This is a genomic window from Neoaquamicrobium sediminum, from assembly GCF_040970315.1.
GTDB lineage: Bacteria > Pseudomonadota > Alphaproteobacteria > Rhizobiales > Rhizobiaceae > Aerobium > Aerobium sediminum.
In genome coordinates this window covers 241883-260288 of the sequence record NZ_JAZHFV010000006.1, presented here as the reverse complement: position 1 = coordinate 260288, position 18406 = coordinate 241883, and the positions used below count along the sequence as shown (strand labels likewise).

17 protein-coding genes and 1 pseudogene are annotated in these 18406 nt (G+C 63.8%); 7 read left to right on the top strand and 11 right to left on the bottom strand.

Going from position 1 to position 18406, the window contains the following annotated elements:
- Positions 1-21 precede the first annotated feature (21 nt).
- From V1479_RS18025 to V1479_RS18015, 3 genes are all read left to right on the top strand, one after another.
- Positions 22-750: an extensin-like domain-containing protein gene (locus V1479_RS18025; protein ID WP_368804160.1), complete on the top strand. Its 729-nt coding sequence runs from the start codon at positions 22-24 to the stop codon at positions 748-750.
- Between the two features lie 94 nt (positions 751-844).
- Positions 845-1666, top strand: a complete 822-nt coding sequence (locus V1479_RS18020) for an extensin-like domain-containing protein (protein ID WP_173192621.1) — start codon at positions 845-847, stop codon at positions 1664-1666.
- Between the two features lie 67 nt (positions 1667-1733).
- Positions 1734-3044: a hemolysin family protein gene (locus V1479_RS18015; protein ID WP_368804159.1), complete on the top strand. Its 1311-nt coding sequence runs from the start codon at positions 1734-1736 to the stop codon at positions 3042-3044.
- 50 nt (positions 3045-3094) lie between these two features.
- On the opposite strand, the gene V1479_RS18010 is transcribed toward V1479_RS18015, so the two are convergent.
- The gene (locus tag V1479_RS18010) at positions 3095-3694 is read right to left on the bottom strand and encodes an NADPH-dependent FMN reductase (protein WP_368804158.1); all 600 of its coding nucleotides are present in this window, start codon (positions 3692-3694) and stop codon (positions 3095-3097) included.
- An 89-nt stretch (positions 3695-3783) separates the two neighbouring features.
- Here V1479_RS18010 and V1479_RS18005 point away from each other — a divergent pair, with 89 nt between their 5' ends.
- On the top strand, positions 3784-4149 hold the full coding sequence (locus V1479_RS18005; RefSeq protein WP_368804157.1) for a winged helix-turn-helix transcriptional regulator: 366 nt from the start codon (positions 3784-3786) through the stop codon (positions 4147-4149).
- A 15-nt stretch (positions 4150-4164) separates the two neighbouring features.
- Here the strand turns inward: V1479_RS18005 and V1479_RS18000 are convergent, their stop codons facing one another.
- From V1479_RS18000 to V1479_RS17990, 3 genes are read right to left on the bottom strand one after another with little or no spacing between them, the layout of a single operon-like run.
- Positions 4165-4554 (bottom strand): VOC family protein, encoded by a 390-nt coding sequence (locus V1479_RS18000; RefSeq protein WP_173192629.1) that lies wholly within the window; start codon positions 4552-4554, stop codon positions 4165-4167.
- A 19-nt stretch (positions 4555-4573) separates the two neighbouring features.
- The gene (locus V1479_RS17995) at positions 4574-5209 is read right to left on the bottom strand and encodes an RNA polymerase sigma factor (protein WP_368804156.1); all 636 of its coding nucleotides are present in this window, start codon (positions 5207-5209) and stop codon (positions 4574-4576) included.
- Between the two features lie 11 nt (positions 5210-5220).
- Positions 5221-5613, bottom strand: coding sequence for an acyl-CoA thioesterase (locus V1479_RS17990; protein WP_173192631.1), 393 nt, complete (start codon positions 5611-5613; stop codon positions 5221-5223).
- Between the two features lie 164 nt (positions 5614-5777).
- On the opposite strand from V1479_RS17990, the gene V1479_RS17985 reads away from it, so the two are divergent.
- Together V1479_RS17985 and V1479_RS17980 are read left to right on the top strand one after the other, a co-directional pair.
- Positions 5778-6866 carry a Zn-dependent alcohol dehydrogenase gene (locus V1479_RS17985; RefSeq protein WP_368804155.1) on the top strand — a complete coding sequence of 363 codons (1089 nt, stop codon included), beginning with the start codon at positions 5778-5780 and terminating at the stop codon, positions 6864-6866.
- A gap of 12 nt (positions 6867-6878) precedes the next feature.
- Entirely contained in the window at positions 6879-8090 is a 1212-nt protein-coding gene (locus V1479_RS17980) for a mandelate racemase/muconate lactonizing enzyme family protein (protein ID WP_368804154.1), read from the top strand.
- Positions 8091-8155: 65 nt separating this feature from the next.
- Here V1479_RS17980 and V1479_RS17975 read toward each other — a convergent pair whose 3' ends face one another.
- From V1479_RS17975 to V1479_RS17960, 4 genes are all read right to left on the bottom strand, one after another.
- Positions 8156-9076 (bottom strand): NAD-dependent epimerase/dehydratase family protein, encoded by a 921-nt coding sequence (locus tag V1479_RS17975; protein ID WP_368804153.1) that lies wholly within the window; start codon positions 9074-9076, stop codon positions 8156-8158.
- 2 nt (positions 9077-9078) lie between these two features.
- Positions 9079-9891: a glycosyltransferase gene (locus tag V1479_RS17970; protein ID WP_173192637.1), complete on the bottom strand. Its 813-nt coding sequence runs from the start codon at positions 9889-9891 to the stop codon at positions 9079-9081.
- 216 nt (positions 9892-10107) lie between these two features.
- The gene (locus tag V1479_RS17965; protein ID WP_368804152.1) at positions 10108-11328 is read right to left on the bottom strand and encodes an NAD-dependent epimerase/dehydratase family protein; all 1221 of its coding nucleotides are present in this window, start codon (positions 11326-11328) and stop codon (positions 10108-10110) included.
- 89 nt (positions 11329-11417) lie between these two features.
- Entirely contained in the window at positions 11418-12260 is an 843-nt protein-coding gene (locus tag V1479_RS17960; RefSeq protein ID WP_368804151.1) for an EamA family transporter, read from the bottom strand.
- Between the two features lie 359 nt (positions 12261-12619).
- On the opposite strand from V1479_RS17960, the gene V1479_RS17955 reads away from it, so the two are divergent.
- Positions 12620-12856, top strand: coding sequence for a hypothetical protein (locus V1479_RS17955; RefSeq protein ID WP_368804150.1), 237 nt, complete (start codon positions 12620-12622; stop codon positions 12854-12856).
- A gap of 126 nt (positions 12857-12982) precedes the next feature.
- On the opposite strand, the pseudogene V1479_RS17950 reads toward V1479_RS17955, so the two are convergent.
- The 3 genes and pseudogenes from V1479_RS17950 to uvrB form a co-directional block, all read right to left on the bottom strand.
- A pseudogene (locus tag V1479_RS17950) lies at positions 12983-14499 on the bottom strand (ABC-F family ATP-binding cassette domain-containing protein); the annotation flags it as partial.
- Between the two features lie 407 nt (positions 14500-14906).
- The gene (locus V1479_RS17945) at positions 14907-15326 is read right to left on the bottom strand and encodes a VOC family protein (RefSeq protein WP_368804149.1); all 420 of its coding nucleotides are present in this window, start codon (positions 15324-15326) and stop codon (positions 14907-14909) included.
- 116 nt (positions 15327-15442) lie between these two features.
- The gene (gene uvrB / locus V1479_RS17940; protein ID WP_368804148.1) at positions 15443-18316 is read right to left on the bottom strand and encodes an excinuclease ABC subunit UvrB; all 2874 of its coding nucleotides are present in this window, start codon (positions 18314-18316) and stop codon (positions 15443-15445) included.
- Positions 18317-18406: the final 90 nt, after the last annotated feature.

Sequence of the window (18406 nt, the reverse complement as noted above, 5' to 3'; positions counted from 1 at the left end):
TGCCCTGACGCCCACGTCAACATGATGCGCCTCCTTCAGAAATCCCGACTGATGCTGTTGTTGCTGGCGAGCCTGACCTTGCCGGGGTGGTCATACGCAGCCGAGGTCGGCGAACTGCCTGCGACGATGGCCGCGCCGGACCCGAAGCCGCAGACCACCGAGACCCAGCCGGCGCAACCGGCAACGACAACTCCACCGGCCATGCCGGCCGAAGAAGCCCAATGTCGAGAACGGCTTGAGACATTGGGCGCTGTCTTCGAGGAGCACGAGCCGCTCGCGGATGACCTGGGCTGCTCGGCAACGCATCCAGTCACGGTCTCGCGGCTTTCAAAGGATGTCGAACTGACCCCGCCTGCGGTGCTGACATGCGCGATGGCGGAAGCATCCGCGAGGTTCGTTCAGGACCATGCCGGCCCGCTGACGCGAGGCGCATTCGGATCGGATCTCGCCGCCATCGAACAGGTATCGGCCTATGTGTGCCGGCCACGCAACGGCTCCAAAAAGCTATCCGAACACGCTTTCGCCAACGCGCTCGATTGGGGTGCGCTGGTGCTTGAAGATGGAACGCGCATAGAGGTCCAGGCGCATGGATCGGCGGCCCCGCGCCGTTCCAGGCTGGTCAAGGCCATCCAGAAGGCAGCGTGCGGTCCTTTCAAGACCGTGCTCGGCCCCGGTAGTGACGCGGACCACGCCAACCACTTCCATTTCGATCTCGCCCGAAGGCGAAACGGTGGAACGTGGTGCGAATAGCTGCCCCATTGCCGCCACAGCGGTGAATCCGCCCGCACAGGTTTCCTTTACCCTTCCCGCCTAGACTACAAGCGTACGGGACAGGGAAGACGGGATGCCCAAAGTATTGCGTAGCGGGGCAGCGAAACTCTTTGGATCGATCCGCAGACGCGCGCGCACCCTGGTTCGGGCGGCGGCGATCGGTGCGGGTGCGCTCGCTTTCACCTCATGCTCGGTCAGCAGCGTGCTGACGCCGACCGTCGATGTCGGCGCGCAGACCTCCTCCATCTCGCAGCCGCGGGGACTTGCAAGGCTCGCGCCACTGAGCGCGATGACGGCCGCCTACCCTCGCCTGTCGACGCCTCGCGCCTCGCCCGGCGCGGCAATGCCCGCGAGCGAAGTTGAGTGCCGCCGACAGTTGCGCAGGATGGGCGCCACCTATCAGGATCTGGCGCCGATCAACCAGGGAGGGTCCTGCCGCATCGACCACCCGGTGCAGGTGAGCCGCCTGTCCGGCAATATCCAGATGAAGCCGGCCGCAACGCTGAGCTGCGACATGGCGCTGGCCTTTGCGAGCTGGACCAAGAAAGAACTCGCGCCCGCTGCGCGCTGGCGCTATCTGAGCGGTGTGAAGACCATCCATCAGGGCTCCAGCTATTCCTGCCGCAACATCGCCGGTTCGGGTGGCGTCGCCTCGGAGCATTCCAAGGGCAACGCGCTCGACGTTATGCGCATCGAGCTCAAGAACGGCAGCGACATCGACGTGCGCAAGCCGGGCTGGTTCAGTTTCCGCCAGCGCAGCCTGCTCAACAATGTCCGCACAGGTGGCTGCGACTATTTCAGCACCGTTCTCGGACCGGGCTACAACGCAGCGCACGCTGACCACTTCCACTTCGACATCAAGAACCGCCGCAACGGTTACGTCGCCTGCAAGTAGGCCTGTCGGGCGCAAGCGCAGCAAGTTTCCTGTCGCGCGAAGGCATTGTCGGTGCTAAGCGGAAATCATGCTTACAGTCGAAATCGCCATCGTCGTTGTTCTCATCTGCGTCAACGGCCTGCTGGCCATGTCGGAACTGGCGGTCGTCTCGGCGCGGCCGGCGCGTCTCGCCGCGATGGCCGAGCGTGGTAACACGGGAGCCGCAAAGGCCGCGAAACTTGCCGCCGATCCGGGCAGGTTCCTTTCCACGGTTCAGATCGGCATCACGCTCGTGGGCGTGCTGTCGGGCGCCTTCTCGGGCGCGACGCTTGGCCTGAGGATGTCTTCCTGGCTCACCGAACTGGGGCTTTCCCCAAACCTGGCCGGCACGCTCGGCGTGGGCACGGTCGTTGCGCTCATCACCTATGGATCGCTGATCATCGGCGAACTCGTGCCCAAGCAGATTGCCCTGCGCAACCCGGAGGGCGTGGCCTCACGTGTCGCGCCTGCCATGCATATCCTGTCGGTGCTCGGCGCTCCGCTGGTCTGGCTGCTGGACATCTCGGGCAAGACGGTGCTGAGCCTGCTCGGCCAGTCGGACGAAGGCGCCTCCAAGGTGACCGACGAGGAGATCGTAAGCCTCATCGCGGAAGCTGAGAGCCACGGCGTCGTGGAAAGCGACGAACGCAAGATGATCGCGGGCGTGATGCGGCTCGCCGACCGCAGCGTCCGCGCGATCATGACGCCGCGAACGGAGATCGACTGGCTGGACGCCAAGGACAGCAAGGCCAACCTGCGCACCAAGCTGTTGGAAGCGCGGCATGCGCTGCTGCCGGTCGCCGACGGCAGCGTCGACCAGATGATCGGTGTGGTGCGCACGAGGGAGGCGCTGGCCGCACTTGTCGGAAAGCGAACGTTCGACCTGCGTACGCTCGTCCATCCTGCGCCGATCGTTCACGACAACGCCGACGCGCTCGATGTGCTGACGACTTTGAAAGAAGCCGATATGCCAATGGCGCTCGTTCATGACGAGTATGGCGACTTTGAAGGCGTGGTCACACCCGCCGACATCCTCGAGACGATCACCGGGGTCTTCAAGTCGGATCTGGATGATGAGGAAGAAGCTGTCGCCGTGCAGCGCGACGACGGCTCATGGCTGCTTGCCGGCTATATGCCGATTGACGAGATGGCTGATCTGCTGGGGGTAACGCTGCCAGCAAAGCGTGACTACCAGACGCTTGCCGGCTTCGTGCTGTCGCACATGCATCACCTGCCGGCAACCGGCGAGTCCGTGCACGCGCTCGGCTGGCGTTTCGAGGTCGTGGACCTCGACGGCCGCCGCATCGACAAAGTGCTGGCGATCCGCTCGATCAAGACCCACCGCGAACATATGCCATGAGGTCTCGGAACGGCGCGAACCGGGTTCGCGCCGTTCCGGAGAGATAATCGTCAGGCAGCCTTGGCGGCGGCCTTGTCGGCATCGCGGGCGGTCTTGAGCGCCCTCGTCCACCAACCGAACTGCTTCAGCATGCCGTCGGCCGCGTCGTTCAGGTGCGCGAAATCGGAGAGTTTCTTGTCGCCGGAGGCGATCTGCGCGTAGTCGGCCCAGACGATGTGAACGCCATTGCGGATCGGGTTCATCTGAAGCTCGACCGCATGCAGCCGAAGCTGCTCGATCGCGCGGGCACCGCCGACGCCGCCATAGCCCACAAAGGCCACCGGCTTGTTGTTCCACTCATTGTAGGCGTAGTCGAGCGCGTTCTTCAGCACTGCCGTCGGACCGCGATTATATTCGGCGGCGGTCATGATGTAGCCGTCGAGGCTGGCGATCTTGTCCTGCCACGCCTTGGCGCCATCTGCGTTCGAGGGGGCGTATGCGGGCGACGCCTGCTCGTCGAAGAACGGAAGCGGATAGTCGCGCAGGTCGACTATCTCGACCTCGAACTCGCCGGTGGCCTTTGCGCGCTCGGCGATCCACTCCGCCGGCTTGTCGCCGAAGCGGCCCGGGCGCGTTGAACCGATGATTACCCCAATCCTTGGCTTTGCCATTTTTGTGTCCTTTCACGGAAAGCATGGTATCCTTTGGATACTGGGGCTATATAGGAGACTGGTTTTGCAGCGCACAAGGAGGCACTTTGTTGACACTCAGTCACCGTGACCATACCGCCTGTCAGGCTGTCAGTGACGTGCTGTCCCGTGTCGGCGACAAGTGGACGGTGCTCGTGGTGGAACTGCTCAGCGACGGCCCCATGCGCTTCAACGAGCTCCGCCGGCTGATCGGCAACATCTCGCAGAAGATGCTGACGTCCACCCTGCGCGGCCTCGAACGCGACGGGCTGGTGACGCGAACCGTCTATCCGACGATCCCGCCGCGCGTCGATTACGAGCTGACCGATTTGGGCCGCGACCTGCGCGTGCCGGTCAAGGGGCTGGCGCTGTGGGCGCGCGCAAACATCGGCAAGATCAATAACGCGCGCACCCGTTTCGATGCGGATCAGGTCTAGGATCGAAACGTTACGCTATTTGCGCGAACGCGGCGCATCCTCGGTCTGGTAGACCGATATCTGGTGACCGTCGGGGTCCGCGAACTCGCTCGACCAGCCGCCCGGCGCGTGGCTTACCGGCGTGACGATGGTCGCGCCCTTTTGCGCGAGCCCCTCGACGACATCGTCAATGCCGCCCTCAGCCAGATCGAAGACGACAATCGGCGAATTGCCCGGCCGGGACTCCATTCTGAAGAAGAGGAGGTCGATATTGTTGGCGATGCTGGCGATCAGCCACGCATTGCCGTCGCCGTCGTCATCCATGCGCTGCACGTCGAGACCCACCACATCGCGGTAGAACGCCTCCGTGCGGTCGATATCACTGACGTAATAGCAGATATTGCCGATGCGGGATTTGGAAAGCATGGATTTGCTCCTTGATCTGTCATGCGCCCGTCAGTTGCCGCCGGTGGTGGTTTTGTGAGGTCTCCGGGCGAGAAATTCTGAAGGCGATCGGATGACCGTCTGGATCGTGGCTGGCGAAATCGACATAGCCGGCGCGCACGACGGGCAACAGGCCGCGGCGTATGGAGCCGAACGCAAGCGCACCGTGCAGCGCCGGCAGGCCGGACGGCACTTCCCGGCCGAACCGGGCCAACGCGCGCCGGAGTGCTGCAATACGCTGGCGCAGCGCCTCGTCGGAGATGCGCAGGAGAGAGCGTATCTCGGCCTTGTTGTGTCCCGATAGCGCGAGCACCGCGACGATCCGCAGAGATGGCGCCAGTCCGTCGAGTTGAGGGAGCGCTGCACAGGGCGGCGGCTCGTCCGCCACCGGCGCTGCCAAAACTGCCTGACTTTCGCGATTGCTCCTGCGCACTGCGCTGCGCGCGCTCATCCGCGCAAGATTGCGCATCACACCGCCAAGCCATGCGCGGTTTTCGATAGAAGGCGCGCGCCCGGACGATAGCGCCACCGCCAGCGTATCCTGCAGAAGATCGTCCGCCTCGACACCCCTGCAAGCATGCCGCCGCGCCAACGCCAGAAGGTCGAGATAGGCGGCGCGCGTGAGCGGGGCAGACATTGTCGGTGTCGCTACTTTTCGTCGGGAATCGGCGTCGGCTTACCCTGGCTGTCGAGCGCCACCATCACGAAATCGGCGTGGGTCACACGCTCCATCAGGTCGCTGAGGTAGCGTTGCGCCCAGGCCTCGACGCGCAGCGTCATGGAGGTGCGGCCGACCCTGGTGATGTCGATATAGATGCAGAGCGTATCGCCCACCTTCATCGGCTTGGCGAACGACATCTCCTTGACCGCAGCCGTCACGACGCGGCCTTTGGCGCGTTCAGCCGCCCGGATGCCACAGGCAAGATCCATCTGAGCCATCACCCAGCCGCCGAAGATGTCGCCGGCAGCATTAGCGTCGGCAGGCATGGCCAGCGTCCGCAAGGTCAATTCGCCCACAGGATTGACGTCGTTGCGGTTCATTGCGGCTCCTCTCCTGCAGGCACTGTTCTTTCTCGCCTAGCGTTACGTCGCGCCGCGGTCAATGCGCGGCGATGGCGTAATTGCGGCGCGCGGCGTCGCCTTTTTCTCGCGTCCGCACGGGGAGCTGTCCTAGGCTGCGGCCCGCAGCGAACCCGGAGTAGACTGTGACACGCATAAAGGCCGCCATCTGCCATCGTTTCGGAGAGCCGCTTTCGATCGAGGAGATCGACATCGCCGATCCCGGTCCCGGCGAGGTTATGGTCGACGTGAAAGCCTGCGCCATCTGCCATTCCGACATCTTCTACGCCGAAGGCGCATGGGGCGGCGGCCTGCCCGCAGTCTACGGACACGAGGCCGCCGGCATCGTGTCGGCGATCGGCGATGAGGTCGACGGCGTCGCGCTCGGCGACCGTGTCGTCGTCACGCTGATACGCTCATGCGGCGGCTGCCATTATTGCGGACAGGGCAGCCTGGTGATGTGCGAGGAGGTGTTTCCGCTCGACGCAAAAAGCCCGCTGACCGGAACGGACGGGACACCATACGTGCAATCCATGCGCACCGGAGCCTTTGCCGAGAAGGTGGTCGTGCATAAAAGCCAGCTTGCCAAGCTCCCCGACGATATGGCGTTCGAACCGGCTTCCCTGCTCGCCTGTGGCGTCATCACTGGCTTCGGCGCGGTGGTCAACACTGCGAAAGTGCGGCCGGGACAGGCGGTCGCCGTGGTCGGCTGCGGCGGCGTCGGCCTCAACAGCGTTCAGGGTGCGGCGCTGGCCGGCGCATCCATGGTGATCGCGCTCGATCTTTCTGAAGACAAGCTCACGGCGGCACGCGCGTTCGGAGCGACCCACGCGTTGAACCCCATCACTACCGATGCGGCCGCAGAGATCATGGCGCTGACAGCCGGCAGGGGTGTCGATTATGTGTTCGTGACCGTGGGCGCGAAAGCTGCCTTCGACGGCGCTTTCTCATATCTCACCAAAAACGGCGCGGTGGTCATCGTCGGCATGCCCCCATCGGGCGTGATGGCCGCCTACGACCCCGGCACCATCGCCGCATGGAACCAGCGCATACTCGGGTCCAAGATGGGCGAGACGGACGTCTCGCGCGACATCCCGATGCTGGTCGAGCACTACCGCGCCGGCAGGCTGAAACTCGACGAACTGGTGAGCGCCCGCTACCCTCTGCACGAAATCAACGAGGCGATCGCCGCGGTCAACGCGGGCAAGGCGCTACGCAACGTGATCGTATTCTAGGCTGGAGTCCTCATGAAAATCACCGACGTCAAAACCTGGGTCGTGGGGAACCCGCCCCCGGGCATCGGTGGCAAATATTTCATCTTCGTTCGGCTGACGACCGATGGCGGCGTGACCGGCTATGGCGAGGCCTACAACGCCACCTTCGGCCCGCATCTGACCGCCGCAATGATCGAGGATTGCGCCGAACGCTACCTCGTCGGTCGCGACCCGCACGACATCGAGACCTTCTTTCGCCGGGCCTATTCGTCCGGCTTCACGCAGCGCCCCGACGTCTCGATGATGGGCTGCGTCTCCGCGCTCGAAATGGCGTGCTGGGACATCATCGGCAAGGAAGCTGGCAAGCCGGTCTATGTGCTGCTCGGCGGCCGCGTGCACGAGACGCTGCGCTCCTACACCTACCTTTATCCGCACGAAGGCAGCGTGCACTCCGAGGATGCCCGGGGAAGGAACGTCTACAACGACCCTGACCTCGCCGCAGAATGCGCTGCCGAATATGTGCGTCAGGGCTTCAACGCCGTGAAGCTGGACCCCGCCGGCCCTTACACCGCCTTTGACGGGCACCAGCCGCGCCTCGTCGACATCGACACCTCGACCCGAATGGTCGCGGCGATCCGCGAGGCCGTCGGCATGAAAGCCGACATCCTCTTCGGCACCCACGGCCAGTTCACCGCTTCCGGCGCGCTGCGCATGGCGCGCGCGATCGAACCCTACGATCCGCTATGGTTCGAGGAGCCGGTACCGCCGGACATGCCCGAGGTGATGGCGCAGGTGGCGCGCGGAACCTCGATTCCGGTGGCGACCGGCGAGCGGCTGACGACAAAGTGGGAGTTTGCCCGGGTCATCGAGAACCGCGCCGCATCGATCATCCAGCCCGATCTCGGCCGCTCGGGCGGCATCCTCGAGACCAAGAAGATCGCCGCGATGGCGGAAGCGTTCCACATCCAGGTGGCGCCGCACTGCTATTGCGGACCGCTGGTCGGCGCGGCCAACATCCAGCTCGCGGTGACGCTGCCGAACTTCCTGATCCTGGAATCGCTGAAGCAGTGGGACGGCTTCCACGCGAAACTGCTGAAAAAGAAGATCGAATGGCAGGACGGCCACGTCATCCCGTCCACGGAACCCGGCATCGGCGTCGAGCTCGACGAAGCCGTCTGCGAGGCGCATCCCTACGACGGCGAGCACCTGCACCTTCAGATGGCGCAGGAACCGCTGTTTCCGTAGCGCATAGATTTCAATCCCTTAACGCCGAAACGCGATTCAATTCCGCAAGTCGTTGAATCAGTTTCTCAACGCACTGCTGCGCCGGCATGCAAGCGGTCGACGAGATCGCGAACCGTCTCGCGCAGGCTTCTGGCGCCGCCCGGCTTCCAGCCGAGGCTTGTGATCTTCTCCGTCGTCATGACATTGAATCGCGAGGTATCGGACGCGGGCGGAAGCGGGTTGGAACATCCCGTCGCCTGCTGCACCATCACCAGCAGATCGCACCGGTCGACCATCAGATCGGAAACGTTGAAGACCTGCCCGGATACGGCATCGAAGGACGCATCGAGGACCACCGCCACCGCAGCGCCGACATCCTCGCCATGGACTTCGCTGCCTGCCCGCGGCTCGACAGGCCTGCCGGCGAGCCAGTCCCGCAGCAGCGGGGTCCATTTGTCCTCCGGACTGTCGCGTCCGGCCAGCCCATAGACGCCGGTCACGCGCAGCGAAGACGGCGCGAACCCCTCGCCCGCCATCGCATGCAGCCGCCGCTCGACGGCAAGCTTGACCTCGCCGTAGAGCGTGTCGGGATGCGGGCGCATCGCCTCATTGAGCTGCGTGCCGGGCGGCTGGGTGCCGTAGACCGCGCGTGAGGACAGGAACACGGCGCGCCGCACACCCGCGGCACGCGCCTGCTCGAAAAGCGCCATCGAGCCGTCGACGTTGCGCAGGCGGAAGCCCGCCGGGTCGTCGCCCTCGCCGCCACGGTAACGGCCCGGGAGATGATCGAAGGCGGCGTGCACGAAGCTGTCGACGCCGGCAAAAGCCGCCGATTGGTCGCGGTCTGGATCGAGCGAACCTTCCACGAATTTCACCGGCGCCACAAAGGTGCCCGGCGGCGGCGCGCGCCGCCCCATCACGACCACGTCGTAGCCGCGCTCCAGCAACACATTGACAATAAAACGCCCCACATAGCCCGCACCGCCGGAAACCAGCGTTGTCGGCATCGCTACTCCTTACGCTCGGGATTGGGCAGCCGGTCGATGTCCGGCGGGGAACCTTCGAGATAGCTCTGCCAGAGGTCTATCAGGGGTCGCAGCAGGTCTGCCTTGGGGTGTTGCCGTTCCCAAGGCTTCTCATACTGGTAATGCACGATGTGCACCGACTTCCAGTCCCACAGTTCCGGCAGGTTGAACCAAACATACTGCAGCATGTTGTAGAACACGGGCAGGCCGTGCCAGTTCGGAAAGAACGACTGCAGGAACGTCTGGTCCGTACGGGGCCAGTACGCGTCGGGCGCATCAAGGCGAGATAGCATCTTCTCGAAGGTCACGCGCGAAGGCTTGGCGACAAAGACGCCGGAATTGAGACGATGGAAATCCGCCAGCCCCTCATAGACATTCGGGGCCGCGCTGAACTCCGGATAGAGGAAAAGCCTGTCGATGTTGCGCACCACGACAGCGTCGGCATCGATGAAGACGACGCTGTCATAGTCTTCCAACTCCCACAGCCGCAGCTTTGCGAAATTGTCGAGCGGCGTATGGAAGGCCGGCTTGCGCCCCTTGGTGAACGGGTTCTCGGCATGGATGCGCTCGCGCTGATGGCGGGCATTGAACGCATCGGAGGTCGGCAGCAGTTCGGCTAAGTGAAGCCGCGCGCCCAGCGCTTCCAGCGGCGCGAGCGCAGCATGCTCGACGCCGCCGGTGTGCATGACGACGATCTCGGCCGTGGTTGCCGTGGCACGCAGAGAACGCACCAGCGCCGTCGCGCCGAGCACGTAGTCGGCATTGGTGACGAGGGTGACATAGGCGCGAGAAATCATCGGGACGGCAAAGCAAGTGCTCTACGTTGCCCCCCTCTGTCCTGCCGGACATCTCCCCCACGTGGGGGGAGATCGGCCTTCACATCCGCTGCCGCCCATCGCCAGCGTGGAAGGGGGAGGGTGGCCAGCGATGAAAGCTGATCTCCCCCCTTGCGGGGGAGATGTCCGGCAGGACAGAGGGGGGCAACGTAAGGCACGGACGTCCGCAAGAACGAATTACCCCACGCTCTTCAAGCGTTTGCCTTCCGGGTCGCGTTCGATGACCGGCTCGATGTCCTTGGTCCACGCCGAGACGGCAGGGATGCGGCTGCGGTCGACGCGGTAGGCGTATTTCTTCGCCACCTCGATCACCTCCTCGAGCAGCCCCTCGGCCAGCGTGGTCGGGTTGAGACCGAGCTCGAGGAACTGCTCGTTGCGCACGACGAGATCGTTCTCGGCCGCTTCCTTGCGCGGATTTGGCAGCCACGCGATCCGCGCGCCGGTGATTTTCGCAACCAGCTCGGCAAGATCGCGCACGCGGTGCGTCTCGGTCATCTGGTTGAAGATCTTCACCCGGTCGCCCTTGGCCGGCGGGCTCTTCAGCGCCAGCTCGATGCAGCGCACCGAATCCTGGATGTGGATAAAGGCCCGGGTCTGGCCGCCCGTGCCGTGCACGGTCAGCGGATAACCGATGGCAGCCTGGATCAGGAAGCGGTTGAGCACGGTGCCATAGTCGCCATCATAATCGAAGCGGTTGATGAGCTGCGCGTGCCGGCGCGTCTGCGCGGTGTGCGTGCCCCACACGATGCCCTGATGCAGGTCGGTGATACGCAGCCCGTCGTTCTTGGCGTAGAACTGGAACAGAAGCTGATCCAGGCACTTGGTCATGTGGTAGATCGAGCCAGGATTGGCGGGATAGAGGATTTCCTGCTTCGCCGTCTCCCCCGACATCGTATCGATGCCGACCGGCAGGTAGCCCTCGGGGATCGCAGCACCAACCGTCGAATAGCCGTAGACGCCCATCGTGCCCAGATGCACCAGATGCGCATCGACACCGGTCTCGACCAGAGCGTTGAGCACGTTGTGGGTCGCGTTGACGTTATTGTTGACCGTGTAGTTCTTGTGCCGGTCGCTCTTCATCGAATAGGGCGCGGCGCGCTGCTCGGCGAAATGCACGATCGCGTCTGGCCGCTCCTTGCGGAGCCAGCCCTTGAAGATCTCGTAGTCGCTGGCAAGGTCGATGAGGTGGAAGTGAATCCGCCGGCCCGTTTCCTGATACCAGATGCGCGTGCGTTCCTGGATCGAGTCCATCGGCGTCAGCGACTGTACGCCCAGCTCCGTGTCGATCCAGCGGCGCGACAGATTGTCGATGATGTGGACGTCATGCCCTGCATCGGAAAGATGCAGGCAGGTTGGCCAGCCGATGAATCCGTCACCGCCGAGAACAGCAATCTTCATATCAGGCAATCCCCTTCGTCATGAAAACCAGCTTCTAGCAACGCATCGTGACGACAATGTATCCGCCGCAAACGAGTTTTTCACCCGCTTTATCCGAGCCTTAGCGCAACGACCCCGCCGACGATCAGCAGTGCGGCGGCCGCGCGCCATCGCGTCATCGATTCGCCGAGCATCACCACCGACAGAACCATGGCGAACAGGATTGACGATTCGCGCAGCGCGGCCACGGTGGCGATCGGCGCTTTTGTCATTGCCCATATGACGATGCCATAGCCCGAGGCGCTGAGCAGCCCGCTGACGAGGCAGACCTTCCATTCGGGCACCATGACGCGGATGACCCGCGTGCCGCGCACCAGAATGCACGCCGCGATCGCCGTGATGCCTTCGATCACGAATAGCCAGACGATGTAGCTCGCCGCCGTCGCGGCCGAGCGTGCACCGGAGCCGTCCGCAAGGGTGTAGCCGGCGATGAAGACCGATGTCGCCAGCGCGTAGATGACCGGTCGCCTGCCGAGCGCGTTCATGCCGCCGCCACGCATCGACATCAGGAAGGTGCCTGCGCAAAGAAGCAATATGCCCAGCACCGCGATCTTGCCCGGCACTTCGCCGATGAGAACCAGACCGCCCAGCGTGGTGAACAGCGGAGCAGTGCCGCGCGCCAGCGGATAGGCCTGCCCCAGTTCGCCGGTCTCGTAGGCGCGGGCCAGAAAATAGTTGTAGCCGATGTGCAAGGCGGACGAGAGCCCGAGCCAGAACCAGGTGATGCCGGTGGGCATCGCGACGAAGGGCAGGAACGGCAGGGAAACGACACCCATGCCGAACCCCATCAGCGAGATCGCGGCGAAGCGGTCGAGCCGCACCTTGAGCAGCGCGTTCCACGTTGCATGCATCGCCGCTGCCAGCAGAACGGCAAAAAATACCGCCGCGCTCACGTCACGCGGTCCGGTTGTGCTGCCATCATCTCAGGCGAGGCGGTGGAAACGGCCATTGGGAGAAATTCGGGTGTTGAGGTGTGAAATCTGCCACGGCGCATAGCACAGCGGGAAGCCCGCAAGCAAAGCCGGCAAAGAGATTTCGTCTGGTCCAGGATTGCGGCGGAGACGACCGTTTCACCTTCCCGACAGGGCCGGGATAGTGTTTCAGGTGCCGAATTCCAATCTTTCGAGCCGATTTCAGCATCAGATCGCCCGATTCACGCCTTGATAAGGTCCGAAATGCGCATAAACTCATGGTAGGCGGTGCCAGGGCAGACTGCGCGGCATGAACCGCGTGCGCGAGAGGAGCGAGGCCGATGTCTGCGGCGACGACAAGGTGGACGGATGGAAGCGAGGCCCACCTGGGCTTCGAACCGCATGAACTCGAAAGCATGCAACCCATCATTGAGGCGGTATGCCTCGAATTGGGCGTGACCGAACGCGAGAAGTCGCGACGCAAGGCCGTCGCCGACCGGGTAATGGCAGCCTACAGCCGTGGCACCCGTCTGCCGCTCAATATGGTAAGCGCCGGCCTGTCAGAGCACCGGGCCTGAGAGGCCCGCGCCGAAGCGTGCCGTCGGCGCGGGAATGGAAAGCTGGAACACGCAGACGGCCCTAACCGGACGGATATTGTCCGGCTCCGCCGACTCTCGACGTATTGCTTGCCAGCATAATGAGCCGCCGAAAGCCAGCGCAAAGAACCCCTCCGGATCATCCACCTCCACGAGCTTCCTTTGGTTGATCAACCAGAAACGGTTCGCCACGGCGCGAATGAACGACCGATCATGCGAAACGAGCAGCGACGTTGCCTCATGTGCAAGCAGCTCTGATTCCAGCGCTTCCTGCCCTTCGATGTCGAGATGGTTCGTCGGTTCGTCCAGCAGGTAGAAGTTGGGATAGGCCAGTCTGAGCATCAACATCATCAGGCGCGCCTTCTGCCCCCCCGGAAAGCACTTCTATCTTGCGTGCCTGTAGCTCTATCGGAAGCCCAGCGCCCGCAAGCAGCGAACGCGCCCGCTGGTCTCCGATATCGAAGCGCCAGGAGAGCAGCGCAAAAGGCGTTGTTTTAGGATCGACATCGGACAGGTCCTGATCGGCATAGCCCGGCACCACCCGAAGGCGTGACCTTGACGCCTGCGACCGAGCCGGGTTCGCCAATGGCACGCCGCATCATGTCGACCAGCCGCGTCTTGCCGACACCATTGCGGCCCAGCAGCACGATACGGTCGCCCTGATTGATGCTGCGCTTGCCCGTGCGAAACAGCAGCGTGCCGTCCGGCGTTACCACCGGCACGTCGTCAAAGCTGACCAGTACCTTGGCATGGGTGCCACGATTGGCAAGCCGGATCGTACCGGCCGAGCGCTCCCTGTGAGCCGACTGTGCGGCGCGCTCCAGCCGCTCGGCACGCGCCTTAAGCTGTTTGGTCTTCACGGTTAGCAGGTCGCTGCCGGAATTTATGCCGATATTGTTGAGTTTCGCCGCTTGCCGCCGCAACTGCGCCGCCGCCTTTACGTCGCGCTCGAACTTGCGTTCAGCCGCCGCGTCGATCTCGTCCAGCGCAGCACGGGCGCGCGAATAGGGCAACGCGAAGGTGGGCGAATGTTCGGGACGCAGAAACAGCGTACGGTTGGTGACGGCATCGAGAAAAGCGCGGTCGTGGCTGGCAATCACCACCGGCACCTCGTGCGGCAATGCGTTGAGCCAGGTTTCGAGAAGACCGATCTTTTCGAGATCGAGATGATTGGTTGGCTCGTCAAGCAGCAGCACATCCGGCTCTGCAACCCACACACGAGCGATCAACGCCAAGCGCTGCCAACCGCCCGAGAGTCTGCGAACCATCCTGTCGCGGAGCTCCTGCGGCACATCGAGCGAATCCAGCACCACGTCGACACGCCAGCTTTCGCTGGCACGCTGTTCTTGCGGCAACGCGTTGGCGACGGCCTCGTGGAAGCTGGCATCCATGAGACTGTCGGGCACGGCCTGTTCGACAAACCCGACAGCAACGCCGCGCGAATGGGTGATCTCTCCAGCCGTCGGCTCCATTTGTCCCGTCAGGCATTTGAGCAGAGTCGACTTGCCACGGCCGTTGGCGGCAACGAGGCCCAATCTGTCACCACGGCCGATGACGAGGTCGAGATTGGAAAAAAGCGGCGCATTAAGGCTGACGCCAATGGATTTCAGGTTGATCAGGGACATGGTTCGTTCTCGGGTCCGACCGGTCGCCGGGCAATTCATGCCACGAGCGAATACCGGGATTGTGCACTTCGGCGCGGCTGGATCAGCCATGCGCCACGAAGGGCGGACCAAGAGAAACTGAAAGCGGGAAAAGAAACCCGGGACCGTTCCTGGTCAGCCCTGCAAGCAAGCCTGCAGGGCGTGGACGGGACCGCGCTGACGGTGTTGATTGAAGATCATCACGCAGCCCTCCTTTCCGAAACATGTGTGGCCACAGGAAAGCAGTTACATCAGAACCGTCGGATATTTCAAGCGTACTCAGCACCTGTGCTGGCCGGACGATGTGCCCAAACAAAATTCGAGGGTTCAGACACGCGGAACCCGCGCCGAAGCCTCAAGCCGGCGCGGGACCATCGTCTTTCGTTCGCCTAGCTGGCTGGCGCGTTCATCGCCCAGACCACGCCGAACGGATCGCGGAGCTGACCCCAGCGATCGCCCCAGAACATGACCTGAAGCGGAACGGTCACCTCGCAGCCGGCATCGACGGCGCGCTGCCACCATGAGTCGATATCGTCATGGCTCAGATGAAGCTGCAGGACGTAGCCCTGCGCTGGCTCATGCGGATGGCCATGCTCCGGATAGGCATCGCCGAGCATCAGCGAAGAACCGTTGACGTGAAGGTGGATATGCATCGTCCGGCCCTGGTCGTCGGCGGGCACGGCGTAGACCTCGGTTGCATCGAAGGCGCGGCCATAGAATTCGGCCGCCTTGATGGCGCCGTCCACCTGCAGGTAGGCGTTGAGGCCTCCGGTTGGGGTCGGCATGGCTTGCTGGGTCTCGTCGGACATCGGCGTCTCTCCTTTTTGCGGCTGTCTCGCCTTCAAGACGTTCGGCGAAAAGCCGTCCCGACATCCACCCGAAAAAAGCTGACTCGCTCAGATCCTCAAGCCACCAAGCGTCATGGTCACCGGCCCGGCCGGCCGGTCTTGCGTGACCTGCGCGTCTCCTTGCGAGCATCGGCCGGATCCTCGTAGGAGCCGATGCCGGCGCGTTCGCGCTTGACCGCCTTGGCTTCGTTGTCCGGCTTGGCCGGCACCTTGCCTTGCACCGGCTTCTCCGTGCGGCCGACGGTCATCTCGTCTAGCGTGTTCTTGCGGAACATGCCACCGGCGGCGGGGGTCGCGTGGTCGCCGGAGGTGCCCATCTCGTCGAGGTCGGGCTTGCGGAAAAGGCTGCCATCGTCGCCGACCGTGCGGTGCCGGGCCTTGCCCTTGTTGTGCTGGCCCTTGCGGCGCCCGGAATCCGGGCTCTCCAGCTCCACTTCGCGCGCCAGAGGATCGTCGGAGATCGCCAGTTCGGTATCGCGCAGGCGCTTGACCTCGTCGCGCAGCCGCGCAGCGCGCTCGAAGTCGAGATCCGCGGCCGCGTCCCGCATTTCCTTCTCGAGATGCTCCAGATGCGCCTTGAGGTTCGCGCCGACGAGCTGGCCGCCCTTGGCGACCTTCGAAATGTCCGGACGGACATGATCGCGCTCGTAGACCGAGTCGAGAATGTCGCCGATGTTCTTCTTGACCGATTCAGGCGTGATGCCGTTGGCCGTGTTGTATTCGAGCTGCTTCTCGCGACGGCGATTGGTTTCCGCCATGGCGCGGTCCATCGAGCCGGTGATCTGGTCGGCATAGAGAATGACCTTGCCGTCGACGTTACGCGCCGCGCGGCCGATGGTCTGGATCAGCGACGTCTCCGAGCGCAGGAAGCCTTCCTTGTCGGCGTCGAGGATCGCCACGAAACCGCATTCGGGAATGTCGAGGCCCTCGCGCAGCAGGTTGATGCCCACCAGAACATCGAAGGCGCCGAGGCGCAGATCGCGGAGGATCTCGATGCGTTCGAGAGTGTCGATGTCGGAGTGCATGTAGCGCACCCGCACGCCCTGCTCGTGCAGATATTCGGTCAGTTCCTCGGCCATGCGCTTGGTCAGCACCGTGACCAGTGTGCGGTAGCCCTTGGCCGTCGTCTCGCGGATCTCGCCCAGCACGTCGTCGACCTGCGTGCGCGCCGGCCGCACCTCGACCGGCGGATCGATCAGACCGGTCGGACGGATCACCTGCTCGGCGAACACGCCGCCCGCCTGCTCCATCTCCCAGCCGCCCGGCGTCGCCGACACCGCGACCGTGAGCGGGCGCATCGCGTCCCACTCCTCGAAGCGCAGTGGCCGGTTGTCCATGCACGACGGGAGGCGGAAGCCGTATTCGGCCAGCGTCGCCTTACGGCGGAAGTCGCCCCGATACATGCCGCCGATCTGCGGCACGGTGACGTGGCTTTCGTCGATGAAGACGAGCGCATTGTCGGGCACGTATTCGAACAGCGTCGGCGGTGGATCGCCCGGCGCGCGGCCAGTGAGATAGCGCGAATAGTTCTCGATGCCGGCACAGGAGCCGGTCGCCTCGAGCATTTCGAGATCGAAGCGTGTGCGCTGCTCCAATCGCTGCGCCTCCAGCAGGCGCCCTGCCCTCTCCAACTCGACCAGCCGGTGCTGCAGCTCTTCCTTGATAGACTTGATTGCCTGATTGAGCGTTGGTCGTGGCGTCACATAGTGCGAGTTGGCGTAAATCTTGACGCTCTTGAGGTCGCCGGTCTTCTGGCCGGTCAGCGGATCAAATTCGGTAATCGTCTCGATCTCGTCGCCGAACAGCGTGATCCGCCAGGCGCGGTCTTCAAGGTGGGCGGGGAACAGCTCGATGGTATCGCCACGCACGCGGAACGAGCCGCGCGTGAAATTGATGTCCTGCCGCTTGTATTGCTGGGCAACGAGGTCTGCGAGAAGCTGACGCTGATCGAGCCTGTCGCCCACCTCCATCTGGAACGTCATGGCCGTATAGGTTTCGACCGACCCGATACCGTAGATGCACGACACCGACGCGACGATGATGACGTCGTCGCGCTCCAGCAGCGAGCGCGTGGCCGAGTGGCGCATGCGGTCGATCTGCTCGTTGATGGAGGATTCCTTCTCGATATAGGTATCCGTCCGGGGCACGTAGGCCTCCGGCTGGTAGTAGTCGTAGTAGGAGACGAAATACTCGACGGCGTTGTTCGGAAAGAAGCTCTTGAACTCGCCGTAGAGCTGGGCTGCCAGCGTCTTGTTGGGCGCCAGGATCAGTGCTGGGCGCTGCGTCTCCTCGATCACCTTGGCCATGGTGAAGGTCTTGCCCGACCCGGTGACGCCCAGCAGCACCTGCGTGCGGTCCTGCTCCTTCACGCCGCCGACAAGGTCCGCAATGGCGGTTGGCTGGTCGCCTGACGGCTTGAATGCCGTCTCCATGCGGATTTGGATGCCGCCTTCCGACTTTTCCGGCCGCGCGGGCCGGTGCGGCACCCAGGCCTCGTTCTTCAGGTTGGGATCGCCGCCCTCGATCAGGCGCGACAGCGCCGCGACCGTGGCAGTGACACCCGACGACGACAGCTTCTCAACATCCTCGAGCGCGATGTCGAGGCCGGGCACCGGGTTGAGGCCGGCGGCCGCACGCTCCTTAGGCGACGCTGCACCGCCCATCGATGTTCCACGCGCCGAGCGCGTCGGCGCCGATGATCGTTCAGGCACCTTCTTCCTCGGCTTGGCGGGCGCCTTTTCGGCCTCGTCGGCGATCTGCTGGGCCCAGTCCGAGATCGACCCACTCAGCGGCGCGCCCTCGAATTCGCTTTGCGGCGCTTCGCCGAAACCACGTGGGTTCAGCGGCTCGGAAGCATCGAGATAATCGGTGAGCGGACTCTTGCGCGAGCGCGCACCGAAAACGGCATCCTTCGCGCGCGAGGCGTTCTTCTTGTCAGGGGTATCGGCCATTGCGCGAATATGGGCAGAGTCCGCCGCAATGGGAAGGGGCCCCTTTCACACGCACGCCAATCGGCCCTCCATACTGACAAAGCGGTGTCA